This is a genomic window from Streptomyces sp. NPDC029041 (genome assembly GCF_040637515.1).
Lineage (GTDB): Bacteria > Actinomycetota > Actinomycetes > Streptomycetales > Streptomycetaceae > Streptomyces.
Genome location: NZ_JBEZWO010000009.1, coordinates 318,435 through 334,256 on the forward strand (window position 1 = coordinate 318,435; position 15,822 = coordinate 334,256).

At 70.7% G+C, this 15,822-nt stretch carries 14 protein-coding genes and 1 pseudogene; 8 read left to right on the top strand and 7 right to left on the bottom strand.

The genetic code is table 11. The annotated features are described in order from the left end of the window. The first annotated feature begins 3 nt into the window (after window positions 1–3). Window positions 4–1,320 (top strand): histidine kinase, encoded by a 1,317-nt coding sequence (locus AB0F04_RS25240; RefSeq protein ID WP_362044782.1) that lies wholly within the window; start codon window positions 4–6, stop codon window positions 1,318–1,320. Beyond that, entirely contained in the window at window positions 1,317–1,985 is a 669-nt protein-coding gene (locus tag AB0F04_RS25245) for a response regulator transcription factor (protein WP_362044784.1), read from the top strand. Before AB0F04_RS25240 ends, AB0F04_RS25245 begins: the two co-directional genes overlap by 4 nt. Window positions 1,986–2,267: 282 nt before the next feature. On the opposite strand, the gene AB0F04_RS25250 is transcribed toward AB0F04_RS25245, so the two are convergent. Beyond that, window positions 2,268–2,933, bottom strand: coding sequence for a TetR/AcrR family transcriptional regulator (locus tag AB0F04_RS25250; protein WP_362044786.1), 666 nt, complete (start codon window positions 2,931–2,933; stop codon window positions 2,268–2,270). A gap of 287 nt (window positions 2,934–3,220) precedes the next feature. Here AB0F04_RS25250 and AB0F04_RS25255 point away from each other — a divergent pair, with 287 nt between their 5' ends. Then, window positions 3,221–4,438: an oxygenase MpaB family protein gene (locus AB0F04_RS25255; RefSeq protein ID WP_362044788.1), complete on the top strand. Its 1,218-nt coding sequence runs from the start codon at window positions 3,221–3,223 to the stop codon at window positions 4,436–4,438. 109 nt (window positions 4,439–4,547) lie between these two features. Further along, window positions 4,548–6,056 carry an MFS transporter gene (locus AB0F04_RS25260; RefSeq protein ID WP_362044790.1) on the top strand — a complete coding sequence of 503 codons (1,509 nt, stop codon included), beginning with the start codon at window positions 4,548–4,550 and terminating at the stop codon, window positions 6,054–6,056. A 414-nt stretch (window positions 6,057–6,470) separates the two neighbouring features. On the opposite strand, the gene AB0F04_RS25265 is transcribed toward AB0F04_RS25260, so the two are convergent. Further along, complete coding sequence (locus AB0F04_RS25265) at window positions 6,471–7,901, bottom strand: glycoside hydrolase family 43 protein (protein WP_362044792.1); 1,431 nt, start codon at window positions 7,899–7,901, stop codon at window positions 6,471–6,473. 388 nt (window positions 7,902–8,289) lie between these two features. On the opposite strand from AB0F04_RS25265, the gene AB0F04_RS25270 reads away from it, so the two are divergent. The 3 genes and pseudogenes from AB0F04_RS25270 (at window position 8,290) to AB0F04_RS25280 (ending at window position 8,875) form a co-directional block, all read left to right on the top strand. After that, complete coding sequence (locus AB0F04_RS25270; protein ID WP_362044794.1) at window positions 8,290–8,466, top strand: discoidin domain-containing protein; 177 nt, start codon at window positions 8,290–8,292, stop codon at window positions 8,464–8,466. 18 nt (window positions 8,467–8,484) lie between these two features. Further along, window positions 8,485–8,550: pseudogene (locus tag AB0F04_RS25275) on the top strand (hypothetical protein); the annotation flags it as partial. 55 nt (window positions 8,551–8,605) lie between these two features. Next, on the top strand, window positions 8,606–8,875 hold the full coding sequence (locus AB0F04_RS25280; protein ID WP_362044796.1) for an RICIN domain-containing protein: 270 nt from the start codon (window positions 8,606–8,608) through the stop codon (window positions 8,873–8,875). A gap of 190 nt (window positions 8,876–9,065) precedes the next feature. On the opposite strand, the gene AB0F04_RS25285 is transcribed toward AB0F04_RS25280, so the two are convergent. Next, window positions 9,066–9,884: an LAETG motif-containing sortase-dependent surface protein gene (locus tag AB0F04_RS25285; RefSeq protein WP_362044798.1), complete on the bottom strand. Its 819-nt coding sequence runs from the start codon at window positions 9,882–9,884 to the stop codon at window positions 9,066–9,068. A gap of 322 nt (window positions 9,885–10,206) precedes the next feature. Continuing rightward, window positions 10,207–10,737, bottom strand: coding sequence for an RICIN domain-containing protein (locus AB0F04_RS25290; protein ID WP_362044800.1), 531 nt, complete (start codon window positions 10,735–10,737; stop codon window positions 10,207–10,209). Between the two features lie 268 nt (window positions 10,738–11,005). On the opposite strand from AB0F04_RS25290, the gene AB0F04_RS25295 reads away from it, so the two are divergent. Further along, window positions 11,006–12,427 carry an MFS transporter gene (locus AB0F04_RS25295; protein WP_362044802.1) on the top strand — a complete coding sequence of 474 codons (1,422 nt, stop codon included), beginning with the start codon at window positions 11,006–11,008 and terminating at the stop codon, window positions 12,425–12,427. Between the two features lie 31 nt (window positions 12,428–12,458). On the opposite strand, the gene AB0F04_RS25300 is transcribed toward AB0F04_RS25295, so the two are convergent. From AB0F04_RS25300 to AB0F04_RS25310, 3 genes are all read right to left on the bottom strand, one after another. Beyond that, on the bottom strand, window positions 12,459–14,378 hold the full coding sequence (locus AB0F04_RS25300; RefSeq protein WP_362044804.1) for a GAF domain-containing protein: 1,920 nt from the start codon (window positions 14,376–14,378) through the stop codon (window positions 12,459–12,461). Window positions 14,379–14,453: 75 nt separating this feature from the next. After that, window positions 14,454–15,254 (bottom strand): 3-hydroxybutyrate dehydrogenase, encoded by an 801-nt coding sequence (locus AB0F04_RS25305; RefSeq protein ID WP_362044806.1) that lies wholly within the window; start codon window positions 15,252–15,254, stop codon window positions 14,454–14,456. A gap of 54 nt (window positions 15,255–15,308) precedes the next feature. Next, on the bottom strand, window positions 15,309–15,788 hold the full coding sequence (locus tag AB0F04_RS25310; RefSeq protein WP_362044808.1) for an NUDIX domain-containing protein: 480 nt from the start codon (window positions 15,786–15,788) through the stop codon (window positions 15,309–15,311). Window positions 15,789–15,822: the final 34 nt, after the last annotated feature.

Below are 15,822 nucleotides of genomic sequence, written 5' to 3' on the forward strand. Positions count from 1 at the left end.
GTCATGAGACAGGTTCCCGCGACCATCGCCCGGGGGACGGCCACCGCGCCGTCCCCCGGGCTCGCCGACGCCTGGGCACACCCGCTCCTGGGCCGGATACTGCGCGGTCGAAGCGCCCGACGCCGGCTGGACCAGCGGCATCCGTGGGTGCTCGACACCGCGGTCGTCCTCGTTGTCGCCCTGCTCAGCCTCCCCGACCTGCTCTCCCACAGCCGCCACGGACCCTTCGGGGACCCGACGGATCGCAGCCACTTGCCCATGCCGGTGCTGGTAGCTTTCGCCATCGCACTCGTCGTGCCGCTGTGGTGGCGCCGCAGGGCCCCGGCCGCCACGTACTGGGTGATCTCCGCGGTGTTGCTGGCCCAGTGGTCGCTGGGGGTGTGGCAACAACCCGGCATGGCCGCGCTCATCGCCCTCTACAGCCTTGCCCTGCACGGATCCCTGCGCGCCCTCGGCTGGGCCGCCGCTCTCACCGCCGCCCAACTCACGCTCGCAGTCGCGCGGCTGGTCCCTGTCGAGCACCCGTTCCTCGGTCTCTTCTTCCTGATGGGCACGACGACGGCGGCCATCGCCATCGGCCTGACGCTGCGGATCCGTCGCCTCTACCTCGCGGCCCTGGAGGACCGGGCCACACGCCTGGAGGTCGAGCAGGACCAGCGCATCCGGCTCACGACCGCCGCCGAACGCACCCGCATCGCCCGTGAGATGCACGACATCGTCGGCCACAACCTCTCCGTCATGGTCAGCGTCGCCGACGGAGCAGCCACCCTCGCCGCCAGCCGCGGCGAGACGTCCGCCGACGCACTGCGCATCCTCGCCGACACCGGCCGCCAGGCGATGAGCGAGCTCCGGCGGGTCCTCGGCGTGCTGCGCGAAGAGCGGGGCCCTGAAGAGGACGAACGGCTGCTCGGCCCGCAGCCCGGCATCCGGGACCTGGACGCGTTGCTGACGCGTGTGCGAGCGGCGGGGCTGCCCGTGACCTACCGGACGATGGGCGACCTCGACGCCCTTGGCAGCGGCGTTCAGCTCACGGTGTACCGCATCGTGCAGGAAGCCCTCACCAACACCCTCAAACACGCCGGCCCCGGCGCCACGGCCGACGTCACCGTCATCAAGGACACCGACACCGTGCACGTCACAATCGCCGACACCGGCGCAGCCGCCGGCGCGCGGTCCGGCGACGCCGGGCATGGCCTCGTCGGCATCCGCCAGCGGGCCGCCATGTATGGCGGTACCGTCGCCCTCGGCCCGCGTGCCGCAGGCCACGGCTGGCTCGTCGACGTCGTCCTCGACGTACCCCCAGGAGATCATCAGCCATGACCACCGTCCTCATCGCCGACGACCAGCCCCTGCAACGCATGGGCGTGCGCATGCTTTTGGAGGGCACGCCCGGCCTGACCCCGGTCGGTGAGGCAGCACACGGCGCCGAGGCCGTCCGCATGGCCGCCGAACTCCGGCCAGACGTCGTCCTCATGGACATCCGCATGCCCGGCATGGACGGCATCGAGGCCACCCGCCGCATCATCGCCGCGGGCGGCCGCACCCGCGTCCTCATCGTCACCACCTTCGACCTCGACGAGTACGCCTACGACGGCCTGCGCGCCGGCGCCGGCGGCTTCCTGCTCAAAGACGCCCGCCCCGAGGAACTCGTCGCCGGCATCCACGCGGTCGCCACCGGCGACGCCGTCGTCTCCCCCCGCCTCACCCGTCGCCTCCTGGACGCCTACACCCACCGGGTCCTGGCCCCCGCGGACAGCCCACCCGCCGAGGACCCCCGCCTGAAGACCCTCACCGACCGCGAACACGAAGTCCTCGTCGCCATCGGCCAGGGCTGGACCAACACCGAGATCGCCGAGCGCCTCGTCCTCACCGAATCCACCGTCAAGAAGCACGTCGGCCGCGTCCTCGCCAAGATCGGCGCACGCGACCGCGTCCAGGCCGTCATCACGGCGTACGACACCGGTCTGGTCAGAGCCAAGTCGTAGTCGGCCAAGCCTGCCGCGGGCCGGAGCGGAGGCCGACATCCGGTGGGCGGCGCGACCGCCGGCGCAGCACCTGTTCGTGGTTCGGCTCGGCGACCGGTTCCTGCGCGGATACCCGAACCATCCGACCGGTGGCCGGACGCCGTCCGTGCCGAGCGGGGACGGCATAAATCTCTTGGAGGGGCGAGCCGGCCGTCACGGCCGGCTGCAGCGGATCGCCCCGGCCGAGCTGTACATCGAGCCTGATACAGGCTCCAAGATCCGCCGAACGGGCCCCGGTCGAGCTCACCGGTCGCTTGGCGCACCCGTCGCGAGGAGTCCGTTGACCACGAGCGTCGCCAGCGCCTCCGCTGTGTCCGTGAGCCGTTGCGACGAGGCGGATTCCGGTCGGCCGAGGCGCCGCGCCAGAGGGCCCTCCACCATTCCCGCGACGGGCGGGATGACGGCGAAGAACAGCACGTCCATCGGAATGGGCGCCATGCGTCCGGAGGCGACGAGCCGCTCGATGCTGGGCGACATGAGCTGCAGGGTCGGAGCGACGAAGCGCTCGTACAGATAGTCCAACCGTTCGGTGTCCCGGGACGACTCGTCGACGAAGACGCGTCCGATCAACGGCGTGTCCGCCGCGGCGCGGTAGAAGCCGGTGACGATCCGGCGCAGCTGCTGGGCGTCGTCGATCCCGGAATCCGCCTGTTGCAGGCGCTCCAGTTGCGGCCCCAGCGCATGGTCCATGACCGCACGCCAGAAAGCCGCCTTGGACCCGTACCGGTCGTTGATGAAGTTGTGGCTGACGCCCAGGCGGCGGGCCAGTTCGCGTGCGGAGGCACGGTCGTAGCCCAGCTCTGCGAAGGCCTCGAGGCCTCGCTGGAGGATGCTCTCCTCCCCGGGCACCGCCGGAGTGCCGGCCCCTGGACGCCCCGGCCGCCTGACGGACTCGGTTCGTGCTCCCATCACTGCCTCCATGACTGCTGTTTCGTGCCTGCGCGGCGTGCACCTCACAGGCGTCGTTCGTCGGCCTCGCATTTGCTCCGAAAAAGACCTGCCTCGGCTGCCCGGGAGGGTTGCCCGCAGTCCGGCCCTGGGGTCACGGGAACAAGTTTACTTGACACCTGTCAGATTGTCTCTAATCTGACAGGTGTCAGACGTTGTTCGTGACGGACGCCCCCACCTCCCCGATCGGCTCGGGACTGAGTGCGTCCGACGCCCTGGTCGCACCTTCCCGGAAGTGAGAGAGCCACGTGACCGCGAACCACACCCCCCACACACCCTCCGCTCGAGTGGTCGCCCTCGAAGCGGCGGGCCCCCGGCCCTCCATGAAGGCCGACCGCATGGCGCCACTGCTCACCGCCGGAGATCCGCTCGCCGACGCCGTCATAGCCGATCTGGACCTCTACGGCCCCAAGGCGCGGCAGGCTCTCGACGCCGGTCTGAGGAAAGGGCTGGCAGGTCTCGACGAGCGGCCCCCGAAAGCCGTCGCCGCGCTGCTGAAGCAGGTGGAGACGACCCCTCCCTGGGTCGACCCTCTGATGCTCCACCGCGGCGACACCGTGAGCCTGTCCGTCCCGCCCCTGTGGTTCGGTCTCTGTGCGATCACCGGTGCGCTCGCTCACACTTACGCCTGCCCGGCCACCGCACGGATGCTGATGCGAACCGACAAGCCGACGCCGACCGTTTCGTTCCGGCTCGCGGAGACCGGGGTGTGGGCGCGGCAGACCATCCGGCCGGGCGGGCTGCTGCGTGGAGGGCCCGGGTACGTGGCCACCGTCGAGGCCCGGCTGCGCCACGCCCGCATGCGGGCCGCCTCCCTCACGGACCGGGACATGGGCGTCCCGGGTCTGCCGATCGGTCAGCTCGACATGGCACGCACCTGGCTCGGCTTCACTCTCACCGCCTTCCAGGCCCTGACGGCCGTGGGCATCGGCATCACTGCCGAGGAGGAGAGCCGCCTCTACCGGTACTGGTCCTACGTCGCCCATCTCCTCGGGCTCGACGAGCGCCTGTACAGGGACGTCGCCGACCACGCCGGCGCCCGCCGCCTGCAGGAGTTGCTGAACACCATGACGGCCACACCCGATGACACCTCACGCGCTGCGACAGCCGCCATGATCGGCGCACAGGCCCACGCGACGGCTCACGCGCCGGGCGCGGTCCTGTCCGAGGAGCAGCTGGAAGACCTCATCCGCTGCGTGCTTCGGCGGTCCCTCGGGAACACGGCGGCAGACCGGCTGGGCATCCCCGACGTCCCGGCCGCGGCCGACCTGGTGCCGCTGATCAGCACCTTGAACCGGCAGGCCCGGTACTGGCAGACCTTCTCCCCCGCCTCGGCGCAGGAAGCCCGCCGACAGGCCGCCGAAGAGCCCGGGCCCGAATCGCAACCGATCGCGGCTGTTCTTCCCCTCGGTGTCGCTCTTCAGCGCCAGGCAGGAGTCCGTCGCTCAGGTACGCCGGCGGCCTGACGGCTACGCGATCACTGACCGCATCACGTGACGAGCTCCAACGAAGCAGCCGTCCACATCACATCACCGCACCTTCCTGCTCCTTCACCACTTCTCCGGAGACTTCGTCATGTCCCGAACCTCCCTCGGCACACCGGCCGAGGCCACCGTGTCCCCGCTCCCGTCCTCCGGCGCACCACCTCGCCATCGCTGGTGGATTCTCACCGTCATCGGCGTAGCCCAGCTCATGGTGGTGCTCGACTCGACGATCGTGAACATCGCCCTGCCCTCGGCCCAGAAGGACCTGGGCTTCTCCGACGGCGACCGGCAGTGGGTCGTCACCGCCTACGCCCTCGCCTTCGGCAGCCTGCTGCTGCTCGGCGGACGCATAGCCGACCTGTTCGGCCGCAAGATCACCTTCCTGGTCGGACTGGTCGGCTTCGCCGGGGCCTCCGCCCTGGGCGGCGCCGCGAACAGCTTCGAGCTGCTGGTCGCCGCGCGCGTCGGCCAGGGCCTGTTCGGGGCCTTGCTCGCCCCGGCCGCGATGTCGCTGCTGACCACGACGTTCACCGACCCCAAGGAGCGCGCCAGGGCCTTCGGTGTCTACGGCGCCATCGCCGGCGCCGGCGGTGCCATCGGCCTGCTGCTCGGCGGTGTGCTCACCGAGCACCTCGACTGGCGCTGGACCCTCTACGTCAACCTCGTCTTCGCCGGTGTGGCGTTCCTCGGAGGTGCCCTCCTTCTGCGCCGTTCCCACCGCGACAAGACCACCAGCCTGGACATCCCCGGCGCCGTCCTCGTCGGCGGCGGCCTGTTCAGTCTGGTCTACGGCTTCGCCAACGCCGAGAGCCATGACTGGAGTTCGCCGCAGACATGGGGCTGGCTGGTCGCCGGAGTCGCCCTGCTCGCCGCGTTCACCGTGTGGCAGACCAGGTCCTCCCATCCCCTGCTGCCCCTGCGCGTGCTGCTCGACCGCAACCGCGGCGCCTCCTTCATCGCCGTGCTGATCAGCGGCGCCGGCATGTTCGGGGTGTTCCTCTTCCTCACCTACTACCTCCAGCAGAGTCTCGGCTACACGCCCATCGAGACCGGACTGGCCTTCCTGCCCATGACCTGCGCGCTGGTGATCAGCTCCACCCTTGCCACCAGCGTGCTGATCCCCCGCGTCGGTCCCAAGCCGGTGGTCCCGCTCGGCATGGGCCTGGCCGCCGCCGGCATGGTCTGGATGACCGCCCTCGATCTGCACAGCTCCTACGTCACGGACATCCTGCCGACTCTGGTGGTGGTGGGTCTCGGCCTCGGCCTGGTGATGCCCCCTGGCATGAGCCTGGCCGTCACAGGCGTGGACGCCGAGCACTCCGGAGTCGCCTCCGCCACAGTCAACGCCATGATGCAGGTCGGCGGCTCGATCGGTACCGCCCTGCTCAACACCCTCGCCACCAGCGCCGCCACCGACTATCTGACCGGCAAGGACCCCAGGGACCCCGCTGTGCAGGCCCACGCGGGCCTGGAGGCCTACTCCACCGCCTACTGGTGGTCGGCCGTCTTCTTCGGCGTCGGCCTGGTCATCAGCGTCATCCTCTACCGACGCGGCGTACCGGAGCAGGACCCTGACGCCGCCCCCGTCGTACACATGTGACGTCCGAGCAAGGGCCGAACCGACCCCGGTGTACCGGGGTCGGTTCGGCCCTTTCGGCGCTCCGGCGTCGCCGGCACTGCCACACGCCCCACGCAAGTCGACCACCGTGAAACGCCTGAGAGCGCCGCAGGTTCGCCACCTGTCGTTCACGCAGACAGCCCCCATCCCGCCCCGGCCCAGGAAGACGCGCCCAACGACACCGACCTGGCCGGACACACCGCTCGGGACCTCGGCGAGGTGACCTGACAGCTCAACCGTCAACCCCGCGCCGTGCTCGGCGACAAGACTCCCGCCGAAGCCGTACGAGAGTCACCCACAGGCCCGTTGACCAGGTGATGCGCGACGACTGCAGGTATCCGCCTTCCCGCCGAGCGGACGGTGGGCCTGACAGCACCGGCATCCCCCTCGGTGGGGTCAGCTCGTCACGCGGAAGGTGGCGTCGCTGCGTCCGACGGCGGTGGTGATCGGGTCCAGCCGCAGTTCGTAGGCGTAGTGGCGGATGTAGCGGTCCGGGTGGTTGTACGACTGGAACGAGGACCAGGCGGAGTCGGCGAGGCCGGCGACCTGGCGGAAGGTGGCGTCCGCGGCGAACTGGGCGGTGCCGTCGTTGCGGACCAGCTGGAAGTCGTAGTCGGAGTGGCGCAGGAAGTACCCGGGGAAGTTCACCGACTCGAAGGAGACGGTGCCGGAGCCCGCCAGGCCGGGCCTGAGCCGGAACTTGGCGTCTTCGCCGGTGATGTTCTGGTCGATGCGCACGTCGAAGTCGGCGTGCCGCACGTACCGGTCCTGGAAGTTGTACGACTGGAGCCGGTTGACCGCGGTGTCGGGCCAGCGTGCGAGGACGCGGCTCTCCTCGGCGGCCGTCAGGTTCAATATCGAACCGTGACGCTTCTTCGTCCCGCCCATGTCGTACGTGCCCGACGCCGGAATCCGGTAGGTGCCGGGGGCGGAGGGGTTGGTCGTCGTGACCGGCATGTAGCCGCGCCCTGAGGCGTACTGGTCGAGGTACAGGGTCCACTCGTTGCGGTCCCGGAACTTCATCCACATCGGGCCCTCGACCTGGGAGCCGGTCAGGCCGATGCCGGAGAGGTTGCCGAGATTCGTCCAGGTCCCGAGGATCGAGTTGCTGCCCTCAAGCGTGATCTGGCCGTCACCGGAGGCCCGTATGTAACGGTAGTTGCCGATGCCGGCCGGCATCTCGACGATCTGGGTGTCGATGAGTTCCTGGGTGCCGGGGCGGTCGATGTACATCTGCGGGGTGGTGACGGTGCGGAAGTCGCTGGTGCGGGCGGAGAAGATGCGGTGCTTCGTCGCGCCGTTGAGGGGCACGTTCGTCGCCCAATACAGGACGTAGTCGTTGGTGGCCGGGTTCCAGATGGCTTCCGGCGCCCAGGCGTTGCGTCCGTCGGGGATGGCGCCGGCGACGTTGAGCAGCCACGGCTGTGACCAGGTGACCAGGTCCGTGGACTCCCAGACCACGAGGTTGCGGCTGCCGTCGTTGATGGACTGACTCCACGTCTGCCCGCAGCCGATGCACAGGTCGGTCGCGATGATCCAGTACTTGTCACCGTTCGGGGAGCGGACCAGTGCGGGGTCGCGTACCCCGCGCGTGCCGACAGTGGAGCGCAGGGTCGTTCCCCCGCCGTTGAGGTCGTTCCAGTGCAGGCCGTCCGCGCTGTGCGAGAAGTAGATCTGCTGACCGTTCGCCCCCTCCCCGATGAAGTGCGCCATCAGGTAACCCGGGTCGGCGGCGGCCGCCCGCCCGGGTGCGGTCAGGACTTGGGAGGTGAAGAGCAGGCAGGCGGCGACCAGTATCGCCGACAGCCGTGCGAGTACAGCGGACATGTACATCTCCTGTCGTCGAGCCCATGCCACCGTGGGGTGAGCAGGCGCAGTGGGATGGCATGGGTAGCTCGGTGCAGAGGGGGCGGACGGGGCTACCGGGCGACTTTTCTCTTCTCCCACGCTCAAGGGCTTTCAGGGGGTCGCGATGCCAGTGTCAACTCGTTCTCGATATCGAACGCCGTTCGTAAATGCGGGCAAAGTCAAGTGGCAGGAAGAGGGGCGCGTCAACACTTTTGACAACTGTGGTGCGTGGGGCCCGAAGGGGGCGGTCGGGGGCCGACGCGCTCGGTAGCACCCGACGTCCGGCTACAGCGGCACCGGCTTCACCACCCCGTCCCTCGGTGACGCGCAGGTCACCCGCGTCGTCGGCGTCACGCTGGACCGCTCCGTGCAGCCGGCGAACATCGCCGCAGACAAGACCGCTACGGCCAGCAGCGAGGAGACGTCCAAGGGCAACACCGCGGCGAAAGCCGTCGACGGCTCCACCGCCACCCGCTGGTGCGGCGGCAACGGCAACACGGGACGGTGGCTGAAGGTGGACCTGGGCTCGACATCAAGCTGGTGAACCAAGAGGGGCAAGGTGATGGATGTCAGCGACGGCTCGACCGTCGACGGCGCCGCCATCATCCAGTGGCCCTCGAACGAGGGCCGTAACCAGCAGTGGAAGCTGCTGCCGAACATCGACGGCTCGTACCGGCTGCCGAATGCTGTCCAATGTCAAAGGCCGCAAGGTGCTGAACAGCCCGGACGGGTCCGCCCAGGGCGCGACCCTCGACCAGTCGACCGACAGCGGCAGCGACAACCAGTCGTGGAAGCTGGTCCCGTCCTCGACCAGCGGCTTCCACACGCCGGTCAACGTGCGCAACGGCTGGTGTGCCGACGTGAAGGACGCCTCCACCGCGGACAAGGCCCCGGTCATCCAGTGGCCGGCCACCGGAGGGCCCAACCAGGACTGGCAGATCGTCCCCCGCTGACCGTGCCGCGCGGTGATGTTCCGGCTTCACGCCGCGAAGGGCCGTAGCGACCAGGTACATCAGGTCACTACGGCCCCTGTTCGGCGACAGGCGCCGGCCCCGGAATTCACGCCGAAGACCGGTCACCTGCAGGTCTCCCACCGCGACGGCGGTCCCGCTCAGCGGGAGGGAGCGAACTGCCGCGCTGACGTCACGAGCGACGCGTGCGGCGCGTCACGAACAGGGCGCCGGCTCCGACGGCGACCACCAGGGCCGCACCGCCCACGACGGGCCCGACCGGCGTGCTGGAGCCGGTCTCCGCCAGGGGCGGCGTGCTGTCACTGGGCGTCGGTGCCGGAGTGGTGGGCGGCGTCGACTCCAGCGGGGGAACGTCCGGGGTCGTGGGCGGCTTCGTCGGCGGCGTGTCGGTGGACGGCGGGGTCGTCTCTCCCGCGGGCGTCGTGGGCGTGGCGGGAGTGCTCGGCGCCGGCTCCGACGGGGTCGGGGTGGGTGACTCCGGCGTCTTCGGGGTGCACGGCTTCTCGCCGCCGTTCCACGCCGCTATCAGGTGGTTCGGCGTGACGACGCCGCCGGGCTCGTACGGCGCCGGGCCGTGCCCCTCACCCGTGCCGCCGTCGTACGTGACGTCGTCGCCGTACAGATCGATCTGGCCGTAGCAGTCGGGCGTCTTCACGCTCAGCTTCTGCCAGGTCCGCCCGGAGTCGTCCGAGCCGGCGACGTCGGCGGCGGTGAGGTAGACCGTGGCCTTGTCGATCAGCGTCTGGCGGCCGGAGGAGTACCAGTCCGGCCCTTCCGTGGTGTACTCGGCGAGGGAGACGGGGTACTTGCAGCCGTCTCCGACCGTCTGACCGGGAGCGAGCCGGACCTCTACGGTCCCGGGTGCGGTCTTCCAGAGGTAGAGCCCGCCCTGCGAGGTCCAGTCGGCACCTACGACGTTCCCGTCGGCACCGACGATGCGGTACTGCACGGTGGCGGACTGGCATCCCTCTGATCCCGTGGCGCTTGCCACGCCGGCTCCGAGCGCCGACAGGACGACGGCAGCGCTGAAAGCGGTTACGGCGAATGCGGACAGACTTCTGAGACGTTGCGAGCGCGACAAGGTGAGCCCTTACTGACAATGAGGGTGTGGGAGGCGGCACAGCGCGAACGGCGGGCGCACGCCGGGAATCCTTGGCTGTATGCGCGAACGGACCGGTCGCATCACTTCGCTCGCTTCAGCCGCGAGGAAGTGAGCGGACCGTACTCGATCTTCGGAACTCCCGTCAATCCCGCGTAAGTTCACCTCACTTCCCTCTGGTCCGCGAGGTACGCCGGCAAGCCCTGTCCGCCCCTCACACGGGGACGATCTGCCACTCCTGGTTGCTGCCGGTGTTGGCCGGCCACTGGATGAGCGGGGTGCCGTCGGCCGTGTGACCGTTGGAGGCGTCCACGCATATCCCGCTCTTGACGTTGACCAGGCGGTGGCTGCCGCTCGTGGCGGGGGCGAGCTTCCACCACTGGTGTGGTCCGGTGGGGTCCGCCGACTGGTCGAGTGCCTGGCCCTGCGTGGTCGACCCGCCGGGGCATTCGAGGAGCTTGCCGCTCTTGACGCAGGCCAGACGGAAGGATCCGTCGTGGTTGGGCAGAAACCGCCACTGCTGGTTGGTGCCCTTCGGGAACTGGTCGGGAAGCGCGGGGAGGATCTCCAGCATGCCGGGCCGGCTGTAGATCAAGGACTCGGCGAGCAGGGCGGGCAGGGCGTGGGCCGCGTCCGCGTCCGCGTTGCAGATCGTCAGGTTTGCCCATACGGCCAGCGCCCCGTCGCTGTTGACCCGGTGGTCGGGAAGTCTGGCCAGCAGAGCGGTCCAGCGCCCCCCCCCCACACCCTGACAGCTGCCCTGCTCGACGCCGAGGCTGTTGGCGGCGTCGACGGTCGCCTGCAGGGCGTGCCGGCCTGCCGCTGTCTCCCCGGTGGCGTTGATGTTCGCCCCTCTCCAAGCCCCTCGGCCGCCGCTCCGTGAACCGGCATGGTGGACCGACGCATAGCCGTGCCCCGAACTATGTTGCCCCACCACATGTGCCCCTGACCTGCACGTTCCTACGGTGTGCCGACACGTACCCGTCCCCACCGCACACGAGGAAGTGGCGCACATGGCCTCAGCAACCACCGCTCCCCCACCCCCGGGCAACCTCAAGCGCATCGTCGCCGCCAGCCTCATCGGCACCACCATCGAGTGGTACGACTTCTTCCTCTACGGCTCCGCCGCCGCGCTCGTGTTCAACAAGCTGTTCTTCCCGGACTCCGACCCGCTCGTCGGCACCCTGTTGTCGTTCCTGACGTACGCGGTCGGGTTCGCCGCCCGGCCGCTGGGCGCGCTGGTGTTCGGACACTACGGCGACCGGCTCGGGCGCAAGAAGCTGCTGGTGCTGAGTCTGCTCCTGATGGGCGGGGCGACTTTCGCGATCGGGCTGCTTCCGACGCACGCCTCCATCGGGACGGCCGCGCCGGTGCTGCTGACCGTGCTCCGGCTGGTCCAGGGGTTCGCGCTCGGCGGTGAATGGGGCGGCGCCGTCCTGCTGGTGTCGGAGCACGGGGACGCTCGGCGGCGCGGGTTCTGGGCGTCGTGGCCGCAGACCGGCGCGCCGGCGGGGCAACTCCTCGCCACCGGTGTGCTGTCGCTGCTCACGGCCCTGCTGTCGGACACCGCGTTCGGCAGCTGGGGCTGGCGGGTGCCGTTCCTGCTCTCGGGCGTGCTGGTGATCGTCGGTTTGTGGATTCGTCTGTCTGTCGACGAATCGCCCGTCTTCCAGCAGGCGTTGGCGCAGGCCGAGGCGCGCAGGGCGGACGCGGCGGCGAACGCCGATGAGCTGCCGCTCGTCTCCGTACTGCGGCACCACTGGCGTGACGTCCTGGTCGCGATGGGGGCCCGCATGGCGGAGAACATCAGCTACTACGTCATCACCGCCTTCATCCTCGTCTACGCCACCACGGCGGCCGGCGTCTCCAAGCAGACCGCGCTGAACGCGGTGCTGATCGCCTCGGCCGTGCACTTCGCGGTCATCCCGGCGTGGGGCGCGCTGTCCGACCGGATCGGCCGCCGGCCCGTGTATCTGATGGGTGCGGTCGGTGTCGGGCTGTGGATGTTCCCGTTCTTCTCACTGATCGACACCGGCGGCTTCGGCAGCCTGATCCTCGCCGTCACCGTCGGGCTGGTCCTGCACGGAGCGATGTACGCGCCCCAGGCCGCGTTCTTCTCCGAGATGTTCGCGACGCGGATGCGCTACTCCGGTGCGTCGATCGGCGCACAGTTCGCCTCGGTCGCGGCGGGTGCGCCCGCGCCGCTGATCGCCACGGCGCTGCTGTCCGACTACGGCGATTCCACGCCGATCGCGCTGTACGTGATCGGCGCCGTCGTCCTCACGATCGTCGCGGTGGCGGCGGCCGAGGAAACACGGCACCGGGACTTGGCCGACGCAGACGCCGACGCAGACGACGACGCAGACGCCGTGCTTCCCACCGACCGAGGAGCGGACCGCAAGGCCGCCGCCTCGGAGGACGCCCGCACCCCCTGATCTGCAACCTGTGCCCTCCGGCCCCCGTGCGTCACGCGTGCGGGGGTCTGTGCGGTGCCGGCGCCGACAAGCGGTGCAGGCGCAGGGCGAGCTGGATCTCCAGGGCCCGGGCCGGGCTCTGCCAGTCGTCCCCGAGCAGGCGCCCGACGCGCTCCAGGCGCTGGGCGACCGTGTTCACATGGACGTGCAGTTCGTCCTTGGTGCGCGCCGGGCTCATTCCGCAGGTGAAGTACGCGTCGAGGGTGCGCAGCAGTTCCGTGCCGCGCCGCCGGTCGTAGGCGACGACCTCGCCGATGGTGCGGTCGACGAAGCCCGGGATGTCCCGGTCGCCGGCCAGGAGCAGCCCCAGGAAGCCCAAGTCCTCGGCGGCTGCCCCGTCTCCGCAGCGACCGAGGACGCGCAGGGCTTCGAGACAGCGGCGGGCCTCCGCGTAGGCGGTGGCCACGGCCTCGGGGCGGGTGACGAGGTCCTGGGCGGGTGCGGAGGCGCCGACGGTGACCGGTGCGTGGACCGCTGTGCCCAGGTGCCGGGCCGCGCGGCGGGCCAGATCGGTCGCGGTGCCGCCGGGGCCGAGGGGCAGCAGCAGGACGGTGCCCCCGTCGCGTGCCGCGGCCAGACCGTGCCGGGTGGCGGCCAGGTGGGACGCCGCCGCTGCCAGCCGTCTGCGGGCTTCGGCCTCCTGGCCGGCGTCGGTCGCGTCGCCCTCCCCTCGTGCGGCCAGGACCACGTGCCGGGCGTCGAGGTCGGCGTGGAGCCGGGCCGCGCGCTCCCGCAGCAGGCGCGGGTCGCGGTCGCGGGCGTCGAGCAGGTCGTCGAGCAGTTCACCGCGCACACGCTGTTCGGCCTCGGCTGCGGATCTGCGGGCCAGAAGCAGCAGGGAGGTGACCATGGCGGCGCGCTCCAGGGTGCGCTGGTCCACGGGGTCGAGCCCCGGGTGCCCGCGCAGCACCAGGGCGCCGAGCACCTCGCCGCCGGCGGCGACGGCGGCGACCCAGGCGTCCTCGTGCAGCACCGCGTGTCCCTGCGTGCCGGACTTCTCCAGGGCGGCGGCGGGTGCGGCGGCGGCCTCGGCGAACTCGACGGTTCCGTCGAGGATCTCGGAGACCGCCGCGGCCACGTCGTGCACCCCGCCGCCGCGCAGCACGAGTTCGGCGAGCCGGTCGTGCACGTCGGAGGCGCGTTCGATGACGCCGCTGCGGTCCCGGATGATCTCGTTCGCGCGCTCCAGGCCGGCGAGGGCGGATCTGGTCTCGGCGAGCAGGTTGGCGGTGTCGATGGCGGCCGCGGCGAGGGCGGCGAAGGAGCCGAGCAGGGCGATCTGCTCCCGCTCGAAGACGCGGGCGCGGCGGTCCGCGGCGAACAGCACGCCGATGACGTGGTGTCCGAGCGTCAGGGGCACCCCGAGGATGGCCACCAGCCCTTCGTCCCGCACGCCCGCGTCGATGGTGAGGGTGTGCTGGAAACGGTCGTCCTTGAAATAGTCGTCGGTGACATAGGGGCGCGCCGTCTGTGCGACCAGACCGCCGAGCCCCTCCCCCATGCCGAGCCGCAGCTGCTGGAACCGGGCCGCGACCGAGCCTTCGGTGACCCGCATGTAGGTGTCGCCGCGCTCCGTGTCGTTCAGGCTGAGGTAGGCGACGTCCGTGCCCAGCAGCGAGCGGGCGCGCTGCACGATCGCCTGTAGCACGGCGTCGAGGTCGCGCAGCCCGGCGAGGTCGTGGGCGGTCTCGAACAGTGCGGACAGCTCGGCCTCGCGCCGGCGTCGTCCCTCCAGCTCCGCGCGGACGCGCAGGGCGAGCGGCTTGGCCTGCCGGAGCGCGGCGATCCATTCCGCCGGGCGCCCTTCGGCCCGCGCGAGCAGCTCCGGCTGCTCGTAGGCGTCGGCCGACGCGCCCCGGGCCAGGAGCGCGAGGAACGGCATTTCGGCGGACTGCACGTGATCGCTGGACATGCTCACAGGATTCACCATGTCGGGGCCGCCCCGTCAGCCCTGTGGACAACTCCCCGGGCCGAGGGGAACGGCCGCTCAGTGGGCGGTCCAGCCACCGTCGAGCACGAGCGAGGTGCCGGTCACGAAGGACGCCTGCGGGCTGCACAGGTAGGCCACCGCCTCGGCGACCTCCTCCGGCTCGATGAGCCGTTTGACGGCGCTGTCCTGCAGCAGCACTTCGGACAGGACGCGTTCCTCGGGGATGCCGTGTGCCCGCGCCTGGTCGGCGAGCTGCTTTTCCACCAGCGGGGTGCGCACATAGGCGGGGTTCACACAGTTCGAGGTGACACCGTGGGGAGCTCCTTCGAGGGCGGTGGTCTTGGACAGTCCCTCCAGCCCGTGTTTGGCCGCCACATAGGCCGACTTGTAGGCCGAGGCGCGCAGCCCGTGCACGGAGGACACGTTCACCACGCGGCCCCACCCCTGCCCGTACATGTGGGGCAGGGCCCCGCGGATGAGCCGGAACGGTGCTTCCAGCATCACGGTGAGCACCGTGTGGAAGACCTCGGGCGGAAACTCCTCGATGGGGCGCACCAGTTGCATCCCGGCGTTGTTGACGAGGACGTCGGCGCCCGCTGCGACGAGTTCGGCGGCGTCCAGGTCGGTGAGGTCGAGGACGTGCGGCTCCACCGTGCCGGCCAGGCCCTGCCCCCGGTCGGCCAGGGCCTCCAGGCCCGCCGCGTCCCGGTCGACGGCTCTCACCTTGGCTCCGGCGGCCGCGAGTCGCAGCGCGCAGGCCCGGCCGATGCCACCGGCGGCGCCGGTGACGAGCGCGGTGCGGCCGCCCAGGTCGAGCGGGGAGGCGTGGGGGGCCAAGGAGGCGCGGGGCACGGTCATGCCGCGACCCTAGGCAGCGGCGACGCCCCACCCCATGTGGTCACGCCCCATAGTTCAGCCGGAGGCAGTGGGGTCGAACCATGTGGGGGCGTCCGACAGGGCCTGCTTGATCCGGTGCAGGCCGAACTCCTCCAGCTGGGGCAGTGCGTCGACGTCGAACCAGGCGACGTCGAGCGACTCGTCGTCGTTCACCCGCGCCTCGCCGCCGAGGGCCCGGCAGCGGAAGGTGATGTCCATGTACTGGCAGATGTCCCCGTTCTCGTACGTGACGGGCTGCAGAGCCTGGACGAGCACGACCCGTTCGGCCACGCAGCGTACGGCCGTCTCCTCGTAGACCTCGCGCACCGCGCAGGCCGCGGGCTGCTCCCCAGGGTCGGGGATGCCGCCGAGCACGGACCACCTGCGGGTGTCGGCACGGCGGTTGAGCAGCACCCTGCCCTCGTCGTCGAAGACGAGGGCGGTGACCCCGGGGAGCCAGAGCAGCTGTTGACCGGCCGAGGCGCGGAGTGTGCGGATGAAGTCGGGAGTAGCCATGCGGTCGACCCTAACGGGCCGCTCACGGCGCCCC

Coding starts and splice junctions, on each gene's coding strand:
- AB0F04_RS25250 (WP_362044786.1), bottom strand. CDS start 2,933: ATGGGAGCACGAACCGAGTCCGTCAGGCGGCCGGGGCGTCCAGGGGCC.
- AB0F04_RS25305 (WP_362044806.1), bottom strand. CDS start 15,254: ATGACCGTGCCCCGCGCCTCCTTGGCCCCCCACGCCTCCCCGCTCGAC.
- AB0F04_RS25280 (WP_362044796.1), top strand. CDS start 8,606: ATGCTGTCCAATGTCAAAGGCCGCAAGGTGCTGAACAGCCCGGACGGG.
- AB0F04_RS25295 (WP_362044802.1), top strand. CDS start 11,006: ATGGCCTCAGCAACCACCGCTCCCCCACCCCCGGGCAACCTCAAGCGC.
- AB0F04_RS25265 (WP_362044792.1), bottom strand. CDS start 7,901: ATGTCCGCTGTACTCGCACGGCTGTCGGCGATACTGGTCGCCGCCTGC.
- AB0F04_RS25300 (WP_362044804.1), bottom strand. CDS start 14,378: ATGTCCAGCGATCACGTGCAGTCCGCCGAAATGCCGTTCCTCGCGCTC.
- AB0F04_RS25260 (WP_362044790.1), top strand. CDS start 4,548: ATGTCCCGAACCTCCCTCGGCACACCGGCCGAGGCCACCGTGTCCCCG.
- AB0F04_RS25245 (WP_362044784.1), top strand. CDS start 1,317: ATGACCACCGTCCTCATCGCCGACGACCAGCCCCTGCAACGCATGGGC.
- AB0F04_RS25310 (WP_362044808.1), bottom strand. CDS start 15,788: ATGGCTACTCCCGACTTCATCCGCACACTCCGCGCCTCGGCCGGTCAA.
- AB0F04_RS25240 (WP_362044782.1), top strand. CDS start 4: ATGAGACAGGTTCCCGCGACCATCGCCCGGGGGACGGCCACCGCGCCG.